At 63.5% G+C, this 20,473-nt stretch carries 19 protein-coding genes and 1 tRNA gene; 13 read left to right on the top strand and 7 right to left on the bottom strand.

What is annotated here, in order from left to right; genetic code table 11:
• The first annotated feature begins 196 nt into the window (after positions 1-196).
• The 3 genes from ACVW1C_RS13175 to ACVW1C_RS13165 all read left to right on the top strand — a co-directional run bounded on the left by ACVW1C_RS13175 (position 197) and on the right by ACVW1C_RS13165 (position 3,055).
• Positions 197-607, top strand: a complete 411-nt coding sequence (locus ACVW1C_RS13175) for an ester cyclase (protein WP_456758790.1) — start codon at positions 197-199, stop codon at positions 605-607.
• A gap of 665 nt (positions 608-1,272) precedes the next feature.
• The gene (locus ACVW1C_RS13170) at positions 1,273-2,079 is read left to right on the top strand and encodes a lytic murein transglycosylase (protein WP_456758789.1); all 807 of its coding nucleotides are present in this window, start codon (positions 1,273-1,275) and stop codon (positions 2,077-2,079) included.
• A gap of 130 nt (positions 2,080-2,209) precedes the next feature.
• Positions 2,210-3,055 carry an FRG domain-containing protein gene (locus ACVW1C_RS13165; RefSeq protein ID WP_456758788.1) on the top strand — a complete coding sequence of 282 codons (846 nt, stop codon included), beginning with the start codon at positions 2,210-2,212 and terminating at the stop codon, positions 3,053-3,055.
• 231 nt (positions 3,056-3,286) lie between these two features.
• On the opposite strand, the gene ACVW1C_RS13160 is transcribed toward ACVW1C_RS13165, so the two are convergent.
• Positions 3,287-4,153: an SDR family NAD(P)-dependent oxidoreductase gene (locus tag ACVW1C_RS13160; protein WP_456758787.1), complete on the bottom strand. Its 867-nt coding sequence runs from the start codon at positions 4,151-4,153 to the stop codon at positions 3,287-3,289.
• A gap of 158 nt (positions 4,154-4,311) precedes the next feature.
• On the opposite strand from ACVW1C_RS13160, the gene ACVW1C_RS13155 reads away from it, so the two are divergent.
• From ACVW1C_RS13155 to ACVW1C_RS13135, 5 genes are all read left to right on the top strand, one after another.
• Complete coding sequence (locus ACVW1C_RS13155; RefSeq protein WP_456758786.1) at positions 4,312-4,728, top strand: response regulator; 417 nt, start codon at positions 4,312-4,314, stop codon at positions 4,726-4,728.
• A 118-nt stretch (positions 4,729-4,846) separates the two neighbouring features.
• Positions 4,847-5,458, top strand: a complete 612-nt coding sequence (locus ACVW1C_RS13150; protein ID WP_456758785.1) for a LysE family translocator — start codon at positions 4,847-4,849, stop codon at positions 5,456-5,458.
• Positions 5,459-6,093: 635 nt separating this feature from the next.
• Positions 6,094-7,308 (top strand): GGDEF domain-containing protein, encoded by a 1,215-nt coding sequence (locus ACVW1C_RS13145; RefSeq protein ID WP_456758784.1) that lies wholly within the window; start codon positions 6,094-6,096, stop codon positions 7,306-7,308.
• A 36-nt stretch (positions 7,309-7,344) separates the two neighbouring features.
• Positions 7,345-7,962 (top strand): peptidoglycan recognition protein family protein, encoded by a 618-nt coding sequence (locus ACVW1C_RS13140; protein ID WP_456763069.1) that lies wholly within the window; start codon positions 7,345-7,347, stop codon positions 7,960-7,962.
• 182 nt (positions 7,963-8,144) lie between these two features.
• The gene (locus tag ACVW1C_RS13135) at positions 8,145-9,017 is read left to right on the top strand and encodes a L,D-transpeptidase (RefSeq protein ID WP_456758783.1); all 873 of its coding nucleotides are present in this window, start codon (positions 8,145-8,147) and stop codon (positions 9,015-9,017) included.
• 154 nt (positions 9,018-9,171) lie between these two features.
• Here the strand turns inward: ACVW1C_RS13135 and ACVW1C_RS13130 are convergent, their stop codons facing one another.
• From ACVW1C_RS13130 to ACVW1C_RS13120, 3 genes are all read right to left on the bottom strand, one after another.
• Positions 9,172-9,564 carry a hypothetical protein gene (locus ACVW1C_RS13130; protein WP_456758782.1) on the bottom strand — a complete coding sequence of 131 codons (393 nt, stop codon included), beginning with the start codon at positions 9,562-9,564 and terminating at the stop codon, positions 9,172-9,174.
• 329 nt (positions 9,565-9,893) lie between these two features.
• Complete coding sequence (gene rpoH / locus ACVW1C_RS13125; protein ID WP_024581019.1) at positions 9,894-10,790, bottom strand: RNA polymerase sigma factor RpoH; 897 nt, start codon at positions 10,788-10,790, stop codon at positions 9,894-9,896.
• 217 nt (positions 10,791-11,007) lie between these two features.
• The gene (locus ACVW1C_RS13120) at positions 11,008-11,988 is read right to left on the bottom strand and encodes an RluA family pseudouridine synthase (RefSeq protein ID WP_456763068.1); all 981 of its coding nucleotides are present in this window, start codon (positions 11,986-11,988) and stop codon (positions 11,008-11,010) included.
• 63 nt (positions 11,989-12,051) lie between these two features.
• On the opposite strand from ACVW1C_RS13120, the gene ACVW1C_RS13115 reads away from it, so the two are divergent.
• From ACVW1C_RS13115 to ACVW1C_RS13105, 3 genes are all read left to right on the top strand, one after another.
• Positions 12,052-12,387 (top strand): hypothetical protein, encoded by a 336-nt coding sequence (locus tag ACVW1C_RS13115; RefSeq protein ID WP_456758781.1) that lies wholly within the window; start codon positions 12,052-12,054, stop codon positions 12,385-12,387.
• A gap of 126 nt (positions 12,388-12,513) precedes the next feature.
• Complete coding sequence (locus ACVW1C_RS13110; RefSeq protein WP_456758780.1) at positions 12,514-13,161, top strand: QcrA and Rieske domain-containing protein; 648 nt, start codon at positions 12,514-12,516, stop codon at positions 13,159-13,161.
• A gap of 147 nt (positions 13,162-13,308) precedes the next feature.
• Positions 13,309-15,039, top strand: coding sequence for a methanol/ethanol family PQQ-dependent dehydrogenase (locus ACVW1C_RS13105; RefSeq protein ID WP_456758779.1), 1,731 nt, complete (start codon positions 13,309-13,311; stop codon positions 15,037-15,039).
• Positions 15,040-15,197: 158 nt separating this feature from the next.
• Here the strand turns inward: ACVW1C_RS13105 and ACVW1C_RS13100 are convergent, their stop codons facing one another.
• The 3 genes from ACVW1C_RS13100 to ACVW1C_RS13090 all read right to left on the bottom strand — a co-directional run bounded on the left by ACVW1C_RS13100 (position 15,198) and on the right by ACVW1C_RS13090 (position 18,393).
• Positions 15,198-15,470: a hypothetical protein gene (locus ACVW1C_RS13100; protein ID WP_456758778.1), complete on the bottom strand. Its 273-nt coding sequence runs from the start codon at positions 15,468-15,470 to the stop codon at positions 15,198-15,200.
• A 141-nt stretch (positions 15,471-15,611) separates the two neighbouring features.
• Positions 15,612-17,939, bottom strand: coding sequence for a molybdopterin cofactor-binding domain-containing protein (locus ACVW1C_RS13095; protein ID WP_456758777.1), 2,328 nt, complete (start codon positions 17,937-17,939; stop codon positions 15,612-15,614).
• Position 17,940: 1 nt separating this feature from the next.
• Entirely contained in the window at positions 17,941-18,393 is a 453-nt protein-coding gene (locus ACVW1C_RS13090; RefSeq protein ID WP_173638451.1) for a (2Fe-2S)-binding protein, read from the bottom strand.
• 505 nt (positions 18,394-18,898) lie between these two features.
• On the opposite strand from ACVW1C_RS13090, the gene ACVW1C_RS13085 reads away from it, so the two are divergent.
• Together ACVW1C_RS13085 and ACVW1C_RS13080 are read left to right on the top strand one after the other, a co-directional pair.
• Positions 18,899-18,973 (top strand) — tRNA-Glu (locus tag ACVW1C_RS13085).
• 351 nt (positions 18,974-19,324) lie between these two features.
• The gene (locus ACVW1C_RS13080) at positions 19,325-20,467 is read left to right on the top strand and encodes a phosphoribosyltransferase-like protein (protein WP_456758776.1); all 1,143 of its coding nucleotides are present in this window, start codon (positions 19,325-19,327) and stop codon (positions 20,465-20,467) included.
• Positions 20,468-20,473 lie beyond the last annotated feature (6 nt).

Below are 20,473 nucleotides of genomic sequence, written 5' to 3'. Positions count from 1 at the left end.
TCTCGCGCGCATGGATCGCGATCAGCGCATCGGGGCTGGTCTCGGCGACCGACTTTCGCTTCGGAATAGAAAAGCGCGCCGGCCGAAAGCTGAGGTTCTTCTGACCTTCGTCACTTGCACCGTCCGGTCCGATTCGCGTATGAGGCGCATCTTCCCTTTTCTGCAACTTTTTCCTTTGATCGAAGGCGCCCCGCCGATGTCCAACGCCACCCTCGACGCCAACAAGGCGCTGGTGCTCGCGCATTGCGACGCCGTGACCAATCGTCTCGATCCCGATGCGATCCGCGCGCAGCTGGCGTTCGATTTCTTCGACCATGCCGTCGGCAAGCGGATGAGCGCGGAGGAAGTGACCGCGCATGCGGCCGCCATGCACGAGACCTTTGCCGATCTGTCGGTGGTGGCGGAATGCCTTGTGGCCGAGCGCGACATCGTCGCCGGCCGCTTCGTCTGGCGCGGCCGGCACCGCAGCCCGTGGCGCGGCATTGCCCCGACCGGTCGCCACGTCGAATTCCGCGGCATGACGTTCTGGCGGATTCACGACGGCAGGATCTCCGAGCGCTGGGCGGAGATCGACTTCGTCGATCTGGAGCGGCAGCTCAAGGATTGAGGGCAATCTGCACAACTCCGCCGCGCTGCGACCGTGATCTACGGCAACGCTGGTCAACTTGGTCAATGCGCCGCAGGCATTGACCTGCGAGAATGCTGATGCCGATGCGACGAGGTCGGAAAGCTGCGGATCGCATGCCATCCCTACTTGCCGAGGTTGGCCTGCTTACTCAACCTGAAGTATCTCACTACGCTTGGGCGCGTGAAATCGTAAGGCAGAATCAACGACCTGGTCGCCATACTTCGCTCGCATCCTCCCGAGGAAAGCAGGTTCATTGGCAACACAAAAGCCTAGTAGTCCTTTCAAGCGGCTGCGCTCCATCTGATTCAGTAGCTCCTTCGATGACCTATGGAGCATTGATGAAATCAATCTCTTCCTTTCTCTTCCAACCGAGATTGATCCGACCGGCGTCACGACGAGACCGGTGACGAGCCGGCGCTGTCCTTTCTTAAAGAGACCACGCTTTTCCTCATTGAAGGTGAGCTTATGCTCTACGCTGCGTCTCTGGAAGGAGAGCTATCACGACTGACCGCTACCGGTATCAGGCGCCGCCCACGAAGCGGACGGTTGAGATAGCGCGGAAGGTTGAGCGTCGGTGCCGACGCTTTGACTGCCTCGTTTGCTCCGTGGCATCATCGGCCATTCGAAGCAGGAGGGATTGTTGCATGCTCAGGTGTCGTTTGGCGGTTGTATTCGGCGCCTTGCTGCTTGCCACCCCCTCCTATGCCGCCCGCTGCGGCGGCAGTTTCCCCACCTTCGTCCAGTCGTTCTCGCAGGAGGCGGCCGCGGCCGGCATCCAGCAGGACGTGATCTCCCAGGCGCTCGGCGGGGTGCAGCAGGACGGCGGGGTGCTCGCCTTCGACCGGCGGCAGCGCTACACCTTCAACAAGACCTTCGAGCAGTATGTCGCAACCCGCGTCGGCGCCGGGCGCATCAATGGCGGCCGCGCCATGTTGCAGCGGCACGCCGCGCTGCTCTCGAAGATCGAGCAGCAATACGGCGTGCCGCGCCAGATCCTGGTCGCGATCTGGGGGCTGGAGACCGATTTCGGCAAGGGCGACATGGGCAAGCTGCCGGTGTTCCGCGTGCTCGCCACGCTGGCGCATGATTGCCGCCGCACCGAGCTGTTCCAGGGCGAACTGCTTGCTGCGCTCAAGATCCTGCAGCGCGGCGACCTCAGGCTCAACGACATGATCGGCGCCTATGCCGGCGAGATCGGCCAGACGCAATTCCTGCCGTCGTCCTACATCAAGTATGGCGTCGATTTCGACGGCGACGGCCATGTCGATCTGCGCCACTCGGTGCCCGACGTGCTGGCCTCGACCGCGAACCTGTTGCACTCGAACGGCTTCAAGATGGGCGCGCCCTATGGCGAAGGCAGCGCCAATTTCGAGGCGATGCGCGAGTGGAACAGGGCGGTGATCTATCGCAAGACCATCGGGTATTTTGCCGATCAGCTCATCGGGCGGTGAGGGGCGCGGCTTTTGCGTCTGCCGTCATTGCGAGCGAAGCGAAGCAATCCATCTTTCAACATATGGGGGACGATGGATTGCTTCGTCGCTTCGCTCCTCGCAATGACGGCTGACATGGCCGGGTGATGGCATGGAAACCATCGGCAGCCAAAAAATCTGGTCGTTCTTCGACCGCCGCGGATGCCAGATCGCGAAGAACGCGGCGGTGCGGGAGGGGCCGGGCCATCGCGTCGGCTCCTATCTCGAGCTCGCGACCAAGATCGCCGAGCTGCAATTCCTCAACCGCGACCATGTGCTGCTGTTCCGCGGCCAGGGCGCCGATTTCAGGAACGTCAAGCGCAACTCGTCGCTGAAGCCGACGCTGTTCCGGGCTGGCCGCGGCAATCCGGACCGCGAGACGCTGGCGGCGCGGTTCGCGGCGCTGGCCCGCGCCGAGCAGATCCTGATTGCGGAATACGCGAAAGCAAAGCTGCTCGGGCTGGAGCGGCTGAAGCGGCATCGCATCCTGCGCTGGTCGATCCTGCAGCACTACGAGGTCTGCACCACGCCGCTGCTCGACGTCACCCATTCGATCCGGATCGCGGCGTCGTTTGCGTCGCTGGCGGAGACCGGCACCGCCTTCCTCTATGTGCTTGGCGTGCCGAACCTCAGCGGCGCGATCACCGCGAGCGCCGAGGCCGGCCTGCAGATCGTGCGGCTCTCCAGCGTCTGCCCGCCCGCGGCGGTGCGGCCGCATATCCAGGAGGGTTATCTGCTCGGCGAATATCCTGAAGTATCCGGCACCGACGAGAGGGAAAACTATTTCCCCTACGAGATGGATTTCGGCCGGCGGCTGGTCGCAAAATTCTCGTTCGCGCCGGCGTCGTTCTGGAAGAACGACAATTTCCCGCAGGTCACGAAGAGCGCGCTCTATCCGTCCGAGCGGAGCGATCCGCTGTTTCGGCTGGCGCTTGGGGTGAAGAAGCAGTTGGGATGATCAGGCTTCGCAGGATGTGTGACTCGCACGCAGGTGTATGGACCCGCGGGCCGCGCAACATCCTCAGTGTCGTCCCGGGCTTGACCCGGGACCCATAACCACAAATGTTGCTTGTTGCGCGATGTCGGAACGACGAGTCCCGCTCGCTACGCCTGCTGCGGCGTATGGGTCCCTGCTTTCGCAGGGACGACACTGGTTATATGCACGGGCTACCCCCGCGACGCCGCACATTCAACCGGCCCTCGGCGCCTCGCGCGCCAGCCGCCGCGCCGCCGTCTTCTCCATCATCCGCTGCATCACCTTCCAGTAGGTCGCAGGACGGAAGCGTTGCAGCAGGTCCATGAAGCGGGCGTCCTTGCCGATCAGGATGCGCGGCTGGTTTTTCTCGATGCCGGCGATGATGCGCTGCGCGGCTGCGGCCGGCGTGGTCCTGGCCAGCGCGTCGAAACGCTCGATCGATTCGGCGCGGCGGGCATTGTCGGTGATGCCGGCGCCGGTGCGCGAGTTGCGCGCGATGTTGGTGGCGACGCCGCCGGGATGCACGACGGAGAGCCGGACCGGGCTATTCGCCACCGCAAGCTCGTGGCGCAGGCTCTCCGAGAAGCCGCGCACCGCGAACTTGGCCGCGCAGTAGGCACTCTGGCCGGGCGGGGCGATGATGCCGAAGATCGAGGAGACGTTGACGATATGCGCCTCGCGCTGCCGCAAAAGCAGCGGCAGGAAGGCGCGGCTGCCGTGCACCACGCCCCAGAAATTGATGTTGAACAGCCACTCCATCTGCGCCTGCTCGATCTCGTCGAACTGGCCGAGCAGCGCGACGCCGGCATTGTTGACGACGATGTTGAGCCCGGGATGGGCGGCGCCGGCGGCCTCGGCAAATGCCGTGATCTGCCCGAGCTCGCTGACATCGAGGCGATGCACCGTGACCTTGCGCGGGCTCGCCTTGGCGATCTCGGCGGCGGCGGCCTGCAGGCCGGCCTCGTCGCGGTCGGCGATCGCCAGATCGCAACCGCGCAGCGCCAGTTCATGCGCGAGCGCGCGGCCGATGCCGCTGGCGGCCCCGGTTACGGCGGCGGCAGATCCAGAGATCGCGGTCATGTCAGGTCAGCTCCATCTCAACGAGGGGTGGCGGGAGCCATGAGGAACACGGCGGGTTTCCCAACTTTTCTCAGATTGGAACCGAACTATCCAGCGCCCAGGTGTTTGACCCTCGTCACACTCTCAAACCGAGGCATTCAACCCAAGGGAGGCCAGCCATGGGACAATCGAGACCCTGTCGTGCGAAGGCCCTGGTTGTCGAAGACGACCCGATGCAGCGCCAGATGATCGAATTGCTGCTCGAGGAGAGCGAGTTCGAGGTCATCTCCTGCGAGAGCGCGGAGGCCGCGGAATCGGTGCTGCGGAGCAACGGCGACAGCGTCGTGCTGATGTTGACCGATGTCGAGCTGGCCGGAAGCATGACCGGCGTCGAACTCGCTTATGTTGCGAAGAAATACAGCCCCGATCTCGATGTGATCGTGACCTCGGGCAAGCCGCTGCGGCAGCGCCTGCCTGACGGCACCCTGTTCTGGTCCAAGCCCTGGGCGCCGTTGGATGTCATCCGGGTCGCCGAGATGAAAGCGTCGGAGCTGTCGGCGGCGGGGTCCGCAGGTTCTGACAAGATCAGCTTCTGACAGGACCGGGGCCCTCATAACGGATTTGTCAGCACGGGGAAAAGGCCGCCGGCTGGTGGCTGCTTCCGCCCCGGGGGTGGGACGTGATATTGCGGGCGATCTCCCCGGGGATATTGAAATGACCTTGTCCTTCCTGGTGACCACCCTGATCGTGGTCGCCTCACCCGGCACCGGCGTGCTCTACACCCTGGCGGTGGCGCTGACCCGGGGCTCACGCGCGAGCGTGGCGGCGGCGTTCGGCTGCACGCTCGGGATCGTGCCGCAGATGATCGCGGCGATGCTCGGCCTTGCCGCCATCCTGCACACCAGCGCCATGGCGTTCGCGGCGCTGAAATGGGGCGGCGTGGTCTATCTGCTCTATATGGCCTGGCAGGCGCTGCGCGAGCGCGGTGCGCTCGCCGTCGACACCGAGATCAAGCCGCGCTCGAGCGGGCGGGTGATCGTGACCGCCATCCTGATCAACATTCTCAATCCAAAGCTGTCGATATTCTTCCTGGCCTTCCTGCCGCAGTTCATCGCCGTCGACGAACCCCACCCGCTGGCGCGGATGGGCGAGCTCAGCGGTGTGTTCATGGCGATGACCTTTGCGGTGTTCGCGGTCTACGGGCTGTTCGCGGCGTCGGTGCGCGACCGCGTCATCACCCGGCCGAAGGTGATGGCCTGGCTGCGGCGCAGCTTTGCCGCGGGCTTTGCCCTGCTCGGCGCCAAGCTCGCCTTCGCGGAGCGCTGAGTTCGCATTCCCTCGCGCCCTGTGGCAGGCAATAAAAAAGCAGGCCTTGCGCCTGCTGCCTTGCGTCCCTGCCTGGATGGTCCGGATCGGGTGCCCGGGCAGGGCAGGAGCCGCTACCCGGGCGAGAAATTGGTTACTTCTTGGCGGCCTTCTTCTTGGTGGCCTTTTTCGCCTTCGCCTTCTTCGCCTTCTTCGCTTTCTTAGCCATAGTATCCTCTCAAGGTTTCATGGATTGAACGCGACTCCGAGGCATGCTTGGCGGAGGGCCAGCCTCGCAACATCCTCAGTATCAAACTCAGCAGATTCGGAGGCTGCTGCCGCGTGCTGTCACTGCGCTGTCATCGTGTTATCCACAGCTGTTACGTGTTTTCGCCAGTTTTTCGCCAGTGTGCGCGTGTCACGCGTCGCGGCGGCGTCGCATCCGTCATGCTTAACGACGCGCAAACGGCCGGTGCGCCGATCTTCATCAATTCAAAACCACAGCGCGGATTGGCGCGTGGCGGGTGAGAGTCCGTTAAGCGGCGCGGCCGCATCCTGTCCCGCAAGGCAACGGGGATTGCCAGCGGGAGAAACGCCCCAGGGGCGGACGGTCATTTCAGGAGAGGCGAGGCCGATACGGGTCTCGAACAGGGGCGATGTTGAGCGTTCCGACGCTTTGGACGGTATTCGTTATCAATTTTCTCGCGCTCGGCCTGATCTGGGCCTATGTCGCGCGCAGCTATCCAGCTTTCGGTGCGGCGCGGTTCTGGACCGCGTCCACCTTCGTCGCGTCCGCCGGCGCCGCCTGCGCGATGCTTCGCGTGATGATGACGGACTCGCTGCTGCCGCTGCTTGCGGCAGGGACGCTGATGGTGTTCGCCGCCGGCCTTGCCGCGATGGGCGTCGAGCGCTTCTACGGCAAGCCGGTCGGCTGGCGCAGCACCGCGCTGTCGACCGCATTCGCCTTCGCCGGCCTCGGCTTCTTCATCTTTGCCTATGACAGCATGCCGATGCGCATCCTGGTCTACACCGTCGCCCAGGTCACGCCGTTTGCGCTGACGCTGAAGCTGTTGCTGTCGCCCGAGAACGGCCGCGTCAACCCTGGCGCGCGCCTTGCCGGCATCGTCGCCTCCGTGTTGATCTGCATCTATGCGCTGCGCCTCGTCGGCGCCTTGCTGCAGCCCGGCGAGTTCTCCTTCGTTCGCTTCAGTGCGAGCCAGTCGCTGGTGATCCTGCTGATGGTGTTCCTGTCGATGGCGCTCAATTTCGGCTTCCTGCTGATGGCGATCGACCGGCTGCGCAACGAGGTCGCCGACCTCGCGCTGCTCGACGATCTCACCGGCGTCGGCAACCGCCGCCATCTGTTGCAGCGGCTGACTGAGGAATGCGCGCGCTCCGACCGCAACGGCGAGGCGTTCGCGTTGCTGGTGATCGACCTCGACGGCTTCAAGGGCATCAACGACACCCATGGCCATGCCGCCGGCGACGCCTGCCTGCAGCACTTCACGCTGATGGCGCAGACAAGGCTCCGCCCGGGCGACATGCTGGCCCGCACCGGCGGCGACGAGTTTTGCATCGTGCTGCCGTCCTCGACGCTGCGCGAGGGCGCCATGATTGCCCGCCGCGTGCTGGAGGTCTGCCGCGCCGACGCCGAGCAGTGCACCGGCAATGACATTCCGATCGCGGTCTCGATCGGCGTTGCGCAATGGACCCGCGAGATCGGCCTGCATCCCGACCGCCTGGTCGCTGCCGCCGACCATGCGCTCTACGACGCCAAGAAGGGCGGCAAGAACGGCTACGCGACCTATGAGCCGAAGCTGCCGTCCGAGATGGCCGCTCTCGTGGAGGAGACCCTGCGCAAGCGCGCGTGAGCGTGCTAACGAGGGGCCACACTGGATCTCTCCGTGATGATGCCTCGCCTGCTCACCACACTCCTTGCGCTCGTGCTGTCCTCCGCCGCATCGGCCGAAACCGATCTTGCAGCGATCGCGCGATCGCAGGGCACGCCTGAGATTCCCGGGTTGAAGGTGGTGTGGCTGTCGCCATGGGGCGATGTTGCCAAATCCCACCCGTGGCGCAACATCATCGTGCACCAGACCGAAGGCCCGGCCGGCTCGGCGCGAAATGGTGCCGCCGAGCAGCACAAGAACCCGACCCGCCGCGGCGTGATGGTTTGGGTCGAAACTGACGGCACGGTCTATTGGGCGGTCGCCGACAATCTGGTCCCAACCCATACCAACGGCGCCGACCGCAACGACAACAAATACATCGACAACAACAAGACCTATCGGCAGGTGAACAAGGACACCTCGATCGGCGTCGAGTTCGCCGGCAATTTTCCCGATGTCACGAAGGGCCCGACCGATGCGCAGATCGCCGCCTGGCGGGTGCTGGTGAAGCTGCTGCGCGCGCGTTACGGCATCCCGCTGGAGCGCGTCTATGCGCACAACTGGATCGACTTCAAGGACGCCCGCTATTGCGAAGGCTGCGCGCTCGCGACCATGGCGCGGCGGTGGGGCGAGTAGGGCACGTACTCATTAAAATCCAGGACGCCCGCTTCGGGACGAAGCGGAAACCCACCCATCCTACAGCCGAACTGGCGTTAACGACGCTTGGTGATTTCCAGCCTGAGCGAAATCGCTTCGAAGCTTGTTAAAATTTGCTGGGTACCTGTTCGAAAGCACAGGGATCGGGGGAAAGAAAAGACATGGCAAAGCGGGCCAAACGCAGGAAGACTGAGGCGCTCGCGCTGCCGGTGATCGGAAGAGTTGCAATTGGCGCCGTGGCGGCTGTCGCATTGGGGTACGGCTTGCTGTGGCGGCCGGCGAGCGTTCAACCGATACGGAAGCAAGCCGCGCACCAGGTCCCGGCGCCATCTAGTCCTGCGCCATCGACGCCTGTTCGCGTATCGGCGCCAGTTCAGGTAGCAGCGTCAGTTCCGGTTCCAATCCCGGCCCCAGCGCCCCGGGTCGAAACACCAAAAGCCGCTGACGCTCCCGGAAGGTTTGTTCGGCAGGTGGTTGACTACGTCAGCCACCAGACGCCGGGCACCGTCGTCATCGATACCGGAAACACATTCCTTTACCTGGTTCTGAACGACGGACAGGCGATGCGCTACGGCATCGGCGTTGGCCGCGAAGGTTTCACATGGTCCGGTGAACAGACCGTGGCCCGCAAAACAGAATGGCCGGATTGGCGTCCGCCGGCAGAGATGATTTCGCGCCAGCCTTATCTGCCGCGGTTCATGGCAGGGGGTCCCGGCAATCCGCTCGGCGCCCGGGCGATGTATCTCGGCGATACCGAATATAGAATTCACGGCACCAACAAGCCCGATACGATTGGGAAGCGGGTTTCGTCCGGCTGTATCCGGCTGACCAATGAGGACGTCGTGGACCTCTATGACCGGGTGAAGGTCGGCGCGAAAGTGATCGTGCTTCCGGCACAAGCTGCCCATCGACCATCCCAGGGAGCGCCGCCCTACACCGCCTCAACGCCGGACCCGGCGTCGCCGTCGGATCGACCTTCGGCAACGAACCTGCAGTTGCTGTCACCTCGACCGAAGATGGCCGATGCCCAATAACTCACTACGGTCCGCCGCGGGCATCTCGACAGCGCCGGTCATGTGCGCTCTCGAGCTGATGCGTACATTCGTCGGCAGCGAGCGGGGGATTTGGCTTCCGCGGCCGGGACCTTCCCTGTTGAGGGGAAGGTCTTTGTTTAGGCAAACGCTTTGTTCAGGAGAATGCCTTGGGAAGGTCGGCTGACGGCTTAGTGACGATCTGGTGCGCATCGCGCCAGAGCACTTCGCGCTGGCGCGATGTGGTGATCGTCCGCACCGGCAGGCCGCCCTCCTCAAGCAGCCAGGCGCAGTAGCGCGCGCGGCTGATCGCTTCGCGGGCGTCGGGGTCGAACCAGCAAATCCCCCAGATCGAGTCGCGCCGCTTGAAGTGCCGCGCGATGCGGCCAGGAATCGGTAGATGCTGTCCGAACCAGTTGAACTGCTCCGAAAGTTCCTGCCGGATCCAATCCGGACAGCCGTTCCGGTGGATATACCAGGACGCACGAAAGAAGCCGCTCTCCACGCGGCTGTGCGGGTGGATGAGCGGTGTAACGAACCGCAAATACATGACGACACGGCGCGACGCCGTGTTGCATCACGCCCCTCGTAGCCAAATTGGATGAATGGATGAACGGCCGCGAAGCGGCGTTCAGCGCGTGACCGCTAGCCGATCACAGATGGGCGGCGGCGGTCGGGACGTATCGATCTAAACTTCATGCCGCCTCCCTTGAAAGCGTTGAACAGAACAGGCGCGGGTTGGCGCCGGGCGGCAGCACATACACCCGCAAACGACCTACGACAAGCCTACTCATCCGGGAGGCGGTTCGCTGGCGCGTGGCCAACAAAAAAGCCGGCGTTGCCGCCGGCTTTCGTGTCTGTTGGCTTGTCGCCGCGCGATCAGTGCGCGGCTTCGAGTGCGGCTTCCTGCCGGGCGATCGTGCCCTTGACGGCCGACTGCACCTTCTCGAACGCGCGGACCTCGATCTGCCGCACGCGCTCGCGCGACACGCCGAACTCGGCGGCGAGGTCTTCCAGCGTCATCGGCTCATCCGCCAGGCGCCGCGCCTCGAAGATGCGGCGCTCGCGCGGGTTGAGCACGCCGATCGCACCGTTCAGGGCCTGGCGGCGATGATCGAACTCCTCGCTCTCGGCCATCAAGGCTTCGGCGTTGGGCGAGTTGTCGACCAGCCAGTCCTGCCATTCGCCGGCTTCGCCGTCGTCGCGGATCGGGGCGTTGAGCGACGCGTCACCGCCGAGGCGGCGATTCATGTCGATCACGTCCTGATCGGTCACGCCGAGGCGCTTGGCAATCAGCTTCACCTGGTCGGGGTGGAGATCACCCTCTTCCAGCGCGGAGATCTTGCTCTTCGCCTTGCGAAGGTTGAAGAACAGCTTCTTCTGGTTCGCGGTGGTGCCCATCTTCACGAGCGACCAGGAACGCAGGATGTACTCTTGTATTGACGCCTTGATCCACCACATGGCGTATGTGGCGAGACGGAAGCCCTTCTCGGGCTCGAATCGCTTCACCGCCTGCATCAGGCCGACATTGCCTTCCGAGACGACCTCGGAGATCGGCAAGCCGTAGCCGCGATAGCCCATGGCAATCTTGGCCACGAGCCTGAGATGGCTGGTGACAAGCTTATGCGCCGCGTCGCGATCATCGTGCTCGCGCCAACGCTTGGCGAGCATGTACTCCTGCTGGGGCTCCAGCATGGGGAACTTGCGGATCTCGGCGAGGTATCGAGAGAGGCCGGATTCTCCATTGAGGACCGGCAACGTAGCTGTACGGGCCATTACTTGCGCCCTCCAGTGGTTCAGGCCCCCGATAGCGGCGGGCCCGGCAGGTGGCCGCTGGGTTAAAGCCGGCCAGGCTGCGATGTTCCGCGTTGGATATTCAACGCAGGTGCAACATACACCAAACTGTCCGTGATAGGGAAGGATTGCTGACGTCACGTCCCCGTGTGGCAGCCATAACCTATTGTCATGGCAAGTCTTTTCAGTAGGGGGTGCGTCATACCGCCGCTGCCAGCGCGCGCTGCAGGAGAAGCAAATCCTCCGGCAAGGCCGACTCCCAGTGCAAAAGTTCCCTGGTCCGGGGGTGTTCCAAAGCCAGCAGATAGGCGTGCAGGGCCTGCCGATCGAGCGCGGTGAGTGCGTCCTTACCTTCCACGCTGAGCTGCCCGGCCTTGGTCTTGAAGTGGGCGCCGTAAACGCTGTCGCCCATCAGGGGATGGCCGAGATGGGCAAGGTGCACCCGGATCTGGTGGGTCCGGCCGGTCTCGAGCCGGCAGGCCAAGAGCGAGGCGACCGGCTTGCCGTCGCGGCCGGCAAAACTCTCTCGCACCTCGAAATGGGTGATCGCCTCGCGGCCGCTCTGGCGCACCGCCATTTTCTCGCGGGCATGCGGATGGCGGTCGATCGGCGCGTCGATGGTGCCGTGGGGCCGGTTCGGCACGCCCCAGGCGAACGCCATGTAGCCGCGTTCCATCGGGCCGGTGCGGCCGTGGTCGGCGAATTGCGCGGTCAGCGACTGATGGGCGTGGTCGTTCTTGGCAACCACCATCAGTCCCGTGGTGTCCTTGTCGAGACGGTGCACGATGCCCGGCCGCTTGACCCCGCCGATGCCCGACAGGCTCGAGCCGCAATGCGCGATCAGCGCGTTGACCAGCGTTCCCGTGGCGTGGCCGGCCGCCGGATGCACGACGAGGCCCCTCGGCTTGTTGATGACGATGATGTCGTCGTCCTCGAACACGATATCGAGCGCGATGGCCTCGCCCTGAGGCTCGGCGGGCACGGCCTCCGGAATGTCGATTATGATCGTATCGCCCTTGGCGACATGATAAGCGGGGTCGCGCACGACGGCGTCCTTGACGGCCACGGAACCGGCGAGGATCAGCGACTTCAGCCGGGACCGCGACAGCTCCGCGGTGCGCTGTGCGAGCACGCGGTCGAGCCGGGCCGAGCCCTCGTCGCCCGCGACGATGACCTCCAGCTTCCGACCGCCATTCGAAGAGACCTGATTCAAATCGACCTGTTGCAAAGATAGAGCCTTGTGATGACCGACACCGCTGTGACCGAACCGACCCCCGACCAGGCCGCGCTGATCGCACGGGTGCGGCGCATGATGCTGATCGCGGGCCTGACCTCGGCCCTGGCCGTGGCCGTCGTGTTGATCGCCATCGGCTACCGCCTTTATCGCAGCGAGGGAAGCCCCGTTTCCGTATCAGACGTCACTGCTGCGCTGCCGAAAGGCGCCCGTATCGTCGCAACCGGCGTCGCCGGCGAACGGTTGGTGCTGACGATCGATATAGGCGGTGCAACAGAAATCCGCACATTTGATGCAAAGACACTGAAACCTGTCGGCAGGCTGAGCTTCGTCAACGAGCCCTGATCGAAGCAGTCGCAAAGGCGCACGGTCGATCAACTAAAAGCTGCAGCGTATTTTTTGCGCATGCGTTCGCGCATCGAGAATGTGTGCCGCCATCTTTTCGGCTGAGTTGCACGCTCAGCTTGCGCCATGTCGCAATCCAACCCCAGCGTTTCCATCAAACAGTCCGGTGAATCCGATGCAGCAGGGGCGCGGATCGACCCGACGCGTCGCGCGGTGTTGACCGCGCTTGCGGGCTGCGCCTGTCTCGCGGCGATCGAACCCGCAGCCGCCGACGATGAAGAACAGCCCGGCGCCAGTGAGCGACCGCAAAAAGCCGACGTCCTGGTGCGCGCCGAAGGCGACAAAGCCGGCCAGGTCATCAAGTCGGATGATCTGACCTTGGGCGGACCGCCCATTCGCGCCTGGCCGCAGGACCCGAAGACCTCCGTCGTCCGCAAAGGTTCGCGGCTCAACGAGGTCGTGCTCGTCAAGCTCGATCCGAACGAACTCGACGATGCCACGCGTGCGCGCGCGCCCGACGGCATCGTCTGCTACTCGATCATCTGCTCGCACGCCGGATGTCCGATCACCGCCTGGGTGAAGCAAGACCAGGGCGACAAGAACGTTCTGAAATGCCTCTGTCACAACTCCGAATACGATCCGCGGCAGAATGCGCAGGTCGTGTTCGGGCCGGCGCCACGTCGCCTCGCGGCATTGCCGCTGACGGTTGCCGACGGCGCGATCATGGTCGCAGCGCCATTCGTCGGGAAGGTGGGTGCTCAGCAGGGAGGATGAGGCCACATCGGGATTTCTGCACGACCTAAAGCATGATCCGGAAAAGTGCGAAGCGGTTTTCCGCGCGACAAACGCGGAACGCGTTTGCGCGGAGATCATGCTCAAAACAAAGCTAAAAAACAAAACAGAGCAGGGAGGTAGCATCTCATGACAAGCAAGCAGTGGTTACTGTCGAGTTGTGTCGCATTCACGTGCCTCATTTCGACCTACGCGGTCGCAGGGCCGATCGAAAACTACAGTTCGGTGACGTCTGCGCGTCTGGAAAATCCCGAACCCGGCAACTGGATGCTCTATCGCCGGACCTATGACGGACAGGGTTTCAGTCCGCTCAACCAGATCAACACGTCCAACGTCAAGGACCTCAAGCCGGCCTGGACCTTCTCGACCGGCGTGATCGAAGGCCATGAGGCGCCGCCGATCGTCAACAACGGCGTGATGTTCGTCGCGACCCCGATGGGGCAGGTGATCGCGCTCAACGCCAAGACCGGCGACGAGTACTGGCGCTACAAGCGGCAGCTTCCCGACGATCTGTTCCAGCTGCATCCGACCAGCCGCGGCGTCGGCCTGTGGGAGGACAAGCTCTATCTCGCCACCACCGACGACCACGTCGTCGCGCTCGATGCCAAGACCGGCAAGGTGGTCTGGGACACCAAGGTCCAGGACTACAAGAAGGGTCAGTACATGACGCTGATGCCGCTGTTGGTCGACGGCAAGGTGATCGTCGGTGGCTCCGGCGGTGAGTTCGGCGTGCGCGGCTATGTCGTCGCCTACGACGCCAACAGTGGCAAGGAACTGTGGCGCACCTTCACCATCCCCGGCGAAGGCGAGCCCGGTCACGAGACCTGGAGCGGCGACGACTGGAAGTCGGGCGGCGGATCGGCCTGGATGACCGGCACCTACGACAAGGACACCAAGACGGTCTATTGGGGCGTCGGCAACGCCGCGCCGTGGCCCGGCTCGATGCATCCCGGCGACAATCTCTACACCAGCTCGGTGCTCGCGCTCGATCCCGACACCGGCAAGATCAAGACCCACTTCCAGTATCACCAGAACGATTCCTGGGACTGGGACGAGGTCGATGCGCCGATGCTGATCGACATGCAGCGCGACGGGCGGTCGTTCAAGAGCCTGGTCCATCCCGGCCGCGACGCGATCTTCTGGGTGCTGGAGCGCAAGCCGGACAAGATCAACTACGTCGCCGGCTGGCCGTTCGTGAAGACCAATGTCTGGAAGGGCATCGAGGCAGAAACTGGCCGGCCGATCCTCGATCCCGAGCACAAGCCCGTGCTCGGCAAGCGGGTCGAGTTCTGCCCGTCGCTGTGGGGCGGCAAGGACTGGCCTTCGGCGGCCTACAGCCAGAACACCAAGCTCGTCTATGTTCCCGCCAACGAGAATTTCTGCGGCGGCTTCACCGGCGAGAAGCAGCCCTTGGTTCCCGGCCAGCTCTGGCTCGGCACCAAGCCGGAGGACATCGGCCTGACGCCGGCACCGAACGCCGATCATTTCGGCGAGTTGCAGGCATGGGATCCGGTCACCGGCAAGAAGGTCTGGCAGCACGACTACAAGACCTCGCAATTGTTCGGCGCGGTGACGGCGACCGCAGGCGACCTGGTTCTGGCCGGCGGCACCAATGACCGGATGTTCCGCATCTTCAACGCCAAGACCGGCGAGCTGTTGTGGGAGCAGAAGACCAACTCCGGCATCATGGCGATGCCGATGTCCTATGAGGTCGACGGCAAGCAATACATCGCGGTCCAGTCGGGCTGGGGCGTCGACGCGCAGCGCATCCAGGACGCGCTCGCCGGCAAGGTTGCGGGCTTCGAGAACAACGTCCCGCAAGGCGGCGTGATCTGGGTGTTCGCGCTCGACAAGAAATAAGGCACGCGATCGGAGCTTCGGTTCTATTGAATCAGAACCGAAGCTCCAGAAAAGCGCTTCTCGCCGATAGGGGGCGATGCGATCGGGAAGCGGCGGTTGGGGAGACCGCCGCTTCCCGGTCCGCTTTGGCTTTCCGCATGATCCTTCCGGATCATGCGCTACTTTCCCTTGGTGTCGACCTTCTGCTTCTCGTCCTCGTTCATCTGCTTGATCGTCGGATCACGGCTGGCCTCGCCTGTGGTTTGGCCGGTGGTCGAGGGCGGGCCGCTGCTCGGAACCGAGGTCTGGTCGGGCAGCACTTTCGCTGGACGCGTCGCGGTCGTGCTCGGCGGCGAGGCGGTCTGCGCAAACGCTGCCTGTGTCGCAAAAAGCAAGACGCCCGCGGACAAGATCGCCGCGAGCGTCCGGAATTTTCGAGGTGGGGTTCTCATCGATCGGCTCCTCTAAAGCGCGATCTAGATCGCGCTTTAGCTGATTTGCTGGGGCATGATCTTCTCGGAAAACCGCTTCGCACTTTTCCGGATCATGCCTCGGATCGATGAGAACGGCCCGCTTCAGCTAACGTTCCTGCTTCAGGTCTCCAGCTGCTTGCCGATCGGAAGCGCGCGGATGCGCTTTCCGGTGGCGGCAAAGATCGCGTTGCTCAGGGCCGGTGCGAACGGCGGCACGCCGGGTTCGCCGACCCCGCTCGGCGGGGTGTCTGCCCCGGGCGGCACGATGTAGACGTTGGTGATCACAGGCGACTCGTCGATCCGGATCACCGGGAAGTCGTCGAAATTGCCCTGCTGCACCTTGCCGTCCTTGAAGCTGATCTCGCCATATTTGGCGAGGCTCAGCCCCATGATCGCGGCGCCTTCGGTCTGCGAGGCGATCCGCTCTGGGTTTACGTAGGTGCCGCAATCGATCGCGGTGTCGACCCGCGGCACCGTGAGCTTGCCCTTGTCGTCGACAGCCACCTCGACGATGGTTGCGATGTAGCTGACGAACGAGCGGTGCACGGCGATGCCGAGACCATGGCCCTTCGGCAACGATCGGCCCCACTCGCCCTTTTCGGCAACCAGTTCGACCACCTTGCGGAGCCGCGCGGTGTCGATCGGGTAGCTGTCAAAGGGCTCGCCGTAGTTCCACGGATCCTTCACCGAGGACAGGTTGACGATCCGCGGGCTTCCGATCAACTCCAGCAGCATCTCCTTCTGGTCGCGGCCCGTCGCATGCGCGATTTCCCCGACCATGGATTGCACCGCGAAGGCGCGCGGGATGTTGGACACCGAGCGGAACCAGCCGATCCGCGTGAACGCGGCCGCTTCCGGATTTTCGCACTGCAGATTGGCGATCTCAAACGGGTTGTCGATCAGGCCCATGCCGAGCTCGAACGGCGCTTCGTGGTTGGCGCCGGCGGCGAAGGTGGAGGCGATGGTCGGCGCCACGCTGCGGTGCCGCCACGCGATCACCTTGCCGCTCTTGTCGAGACCGGCCTCGATCCGTTCCACGGAGACCGTGTGCAGGAAGTCGTGATGCACGTCGTCCTCACGGGTCCACTGCACCTTGACCGGCGCGCCGAGTTCCTTCGACAACAGTGCCGCCTCGAGCGCGAAGTCGCATTTCGACTTGCGGCCGAAGCCGCCGCCGAGCAGCGTCACGTTGACGGTGACATTGTCCTCGGGGATGCCGAGCGTCTTGGCGACGTCCTCGCGGGTGCCACCGGGGCTCTGCACCGGCGCCCAGATCTGGGCCTTGTCGCCCTTGACGTCGGCAACCGCGACCGGCGGCTCCATGCTGACATGGGCGAGATGCGGCAGATAATATTCGCCCACGATCACCTTGTCGGCGCTCTTCAGCGCCGCATCGACGTCGCCTTCCTTCCGCACCACGAGGCCGGGCTTGCGCGCGGCCTCCTCGAGCGAGGCACGATAGGTGACGGAGTCGTATTTGGCGTTCGCGCCGTCATCCCAGACGATCTTCAGCGCGTCGCGGCCCTTGATGGCGGCGCCGGTGTTGCGCGCGATCACGGCCACGCCGCCGAGCGGCTGGAACTTGGACGGCCAGGGCCAGCCTTTGACCTCCATCACCTTCTCGACGCCGGGCACCTTCATCGCCGCGCTGTCGTCGAACGACTTGAGCTTGCCGCCGGTAACCGGCGGACGGGCGATGACCGCGTATTTCAGGCCGGGGAGGCGGACATCGGCGCCGTACTGCGCCTTGCCGGTGGTGATGTCGTGCAGGTCGACGATCGAGACCTCGCCCTTGCCGAGATAGCGGAAGTCCTTCGGGTCCTTCAGCTTGAGGCCTTCGATGCTCGGCACCGACTCCTTGGCGGCATCGGCCGCGAGATCGCCGAAGCCGATCTTGCGTCCGCTTGAGCTGTGCACAACCTCATGGTTCTGCGCCTTCACCTCGGCGACCGGCACGCCCCATTTCTTGGCGGCGGCGGCTTCCAGCATCGAGCGCGCGGAGGCGCCGATCTGGCGCATCGGGATCAGATAGTGCCGCGTGCTGCGCGAGCCGTCGGTGTCCTGGTTGCCGAACTTGACCTCGTCGCCATGCGCCTGCTGGACATGGACGCGCGACCAGTCGGCCTCCATCTCCTCGGCGACGATCAAGGGCAGGCTGGTGCGGACGCCGGTGCCCATCTCGGAGCGGTGCGCCAGGATGGTGACCACGCCGTCGGGGGCGATCGCGACGAACACGCGCGGGTCGACCACGACGCCGTGCGGCATCTTGCCGGCACCGGTCTCATAGGCGAACGCCTGCCGCGTCATCACGGGTGCGGCGAGCACGAAAGAGCCGGCGATGCCGAGACCCTTGAGGATACTGCGGCGCGAAACGTTCTCGACCTTCACGTGCTTCTCGAAGCCGCGAAGCTTGCCAGAGTTGGTGGGTATGTTGGTGCGGATGTTCATGTCACACTCCCGTCGATGCGAGATGGACGGCATTCTCGATCCGCTGGTAGCAGCCGCAGCGGCAGATGTTGCCGGACATGGCTTCGCGGATCTGGTCGTGGTTGGGCTTCGGGTTCTGGTCCAGCAGCGCCGCGGCCTGCATGATCTGGCCGGCCTGGCAGTAGCCGCACTGCGGAACATTGACCTGGCGCCATGCCTTCTGCACCGGATGGTCGCCGGTCGGGTGCAGCCCCTCGATGGTGGTGACCTCGCGGCCGACGACGTCGGAGACCGAGGTGATGCAGGCGCGCACCGCCTCCTTGTCGACGATCACGGTGCAGGCGCCGCATAGCGCCTGGCCGCAGCCGAACTTGGTGCCCGTGAGCCCTGCTTCGTCACGGAGATACCAGAGCAGCGAAAGATTAGGGTCGCCGTCCCAATTCTGTTCCTGGCCGTTGATTTTTAGTTTGATCATGGTCTTTCCTCGCTCTGCTTAAGCTATTGACCGGTGCGGGCAGGGCGGAACGTCTTCCATGGCCTGCGGCCGCGTTGATGTTTGTTTTTGCCAAGATGTTCGTGAGCCAAATTGCCGTGCTGGCGGGTTTGCGCTTTGTTCCAAGCACTCCTCTCGCTTCTCGAGCGCCTTGCCCGGCGCAGCATGGTGAAAAACTGCGATGTTAGCAGAGGCAGGCCGTCGGGTGACTTCACAGCCAGGTGTTTTGCATTTCCGTTTGGCGAAAGCAGGGCCGTGCACGATACAGATATGACATCCGGAGGTAGCCATCATGCGGGCGGCGCGGCCGCATCGCGTCCGTGCGGGTGCGGCGCGCTGAGGCCCCGCGGGGCGCAGGGGCGTTGCGGGGCCGCTCCCGCGCCGAAATCGCCGGCACGGCATGGTAAGCATGGATGACAAAATCCCGCCGCAATGCACAAGCCATCTTGCGGCGGGGCGATTTCGAGGCTATTGTCTTCCCCCCAACGCTCCCTTCGTCTAGCGGTTAGGACGCGGCCCTCTCAAGGCTGAAACAGGGGTTCGATTCCCCTAGGGAGCGCCAGAGATTTCAACGACTTAGAACTTGCATTGAAAAGTCGTCGAATATCCGTTGAATAAGCGTCGGCGAACGTTGCCGGACTCTGACGGCTAACTAGTACGGCCCAGCCGCAGCTTACTCTAGCTTTCATCGCCGGCTAAAGTTCAGTGCCTCCTAAGCGCTGAGCGCGCGGTCTGCTCGCGCAGGCTTTCGCGCACGATTGCATCGTCGCGCGTCGCCGATGGGTAAAAGTCGACCACAACGCTCGGTGGAGCGGAACTCAGGCAGCCAGTTCCGCTAAGATGAACCATTGTCCGATTCGGTTCGCTGGCGTCTTCCGCGTCGTTCGGCGTCCCTTTCTTAGTGATCAGAAGGATGGATGAGCAACTGGCGCTGCGCCTTCTCAGGCGCATCATGCAATGGGGTGAGGACGTCGCGACCCAGGAGTATGCTTGGGTTCGCCTAATTGCAGGCCTAAAGTACGATGGATATGGCGACTACGTCGCGGGCGTCCGATTTGCGGAGAGCCTGGCGGGATGGCTTGCCCAATTCGAGCAGGCTGATCGACAGACCGCTTACCACTTCGTCAAGCATCGGTTGGTCTATTTTTCCGCGAGCGAGGTCAAACGGCTTGTCGTCGAGCTCCAGCCTCGCTTCGTCGAGCCAATGCTCAGAAGGGCGGTCGGCGACGCATGCAAGGTCCCCGCGTACCTTACGTTAGCCGATCCCGATGCGAGTGCCGAATTAAAGCGCCGTCGACGGCAAACGCTATACATCGGACTCAGTGATGGTGCTCGCATCGACCTATTGCGGCGAGCCAACGCCGGGACGCTGGTCAACGACCAGATTGTACTGGCTACCCACATCGATCACGAAAAATGGGAGGATCTCAGCTCGAATCTCGCCACTGATCTCGCCAAGCTTGGCGGCACTGGCGAGGCGCTGTTCCGCAATGTCGTTCTTATCGATGATTTTACGGCATCGGGAACAACGTTCGTCAGGAAGAAGGATAACGGAAAATGGACCGGCAAGATTTATAAGTTCTTCACTGCCGTCGTCGAAACGCGCAAACAGTTTCTTGAGAACAACAAGCATTTTCCGCTCGCGCCCGATGCCGCCATGCGTGTCCATCACTACATCTCAACCACCCAGGCTCGAAATGCGATCCTGACGCGTCTCGATGCCGTGAAAGCGGACGTGACCGATTGGTTTCCAGATGTGACAGTGACCGAGGGATTGCTGCTGCCACCGACCGTCACAGTCGATGAGCAGCGCGACCCTGAAATCTGGAAGCTCACGGAAAAATATTATGACCCCGACATCTACGAACAGCTCAAGGCTCATCTCGGTACGGAACAGAAGGATTTGAAGCGCGGCTACGCTGAATGCGCCCTTCCTGTTGTTCTTGAGCACAATTGCCCAAACAATTCGCTGACTTTGCTCTGGGCGGAAACCGAGGGAAAGGGCGGCGCGCATCCGATGCGCGCCCTGTTCCCACGCCGTCACAGACATTCCTGAAGAAGC

This window comes from Bradyrhizobium sp. USDA 4011 (genome assembly GCF_054063415.1).
Note: the sequence above shows the minus strand (reverse complement) of the source record. Positions and strands in the feature narration are given on the sequence as shown.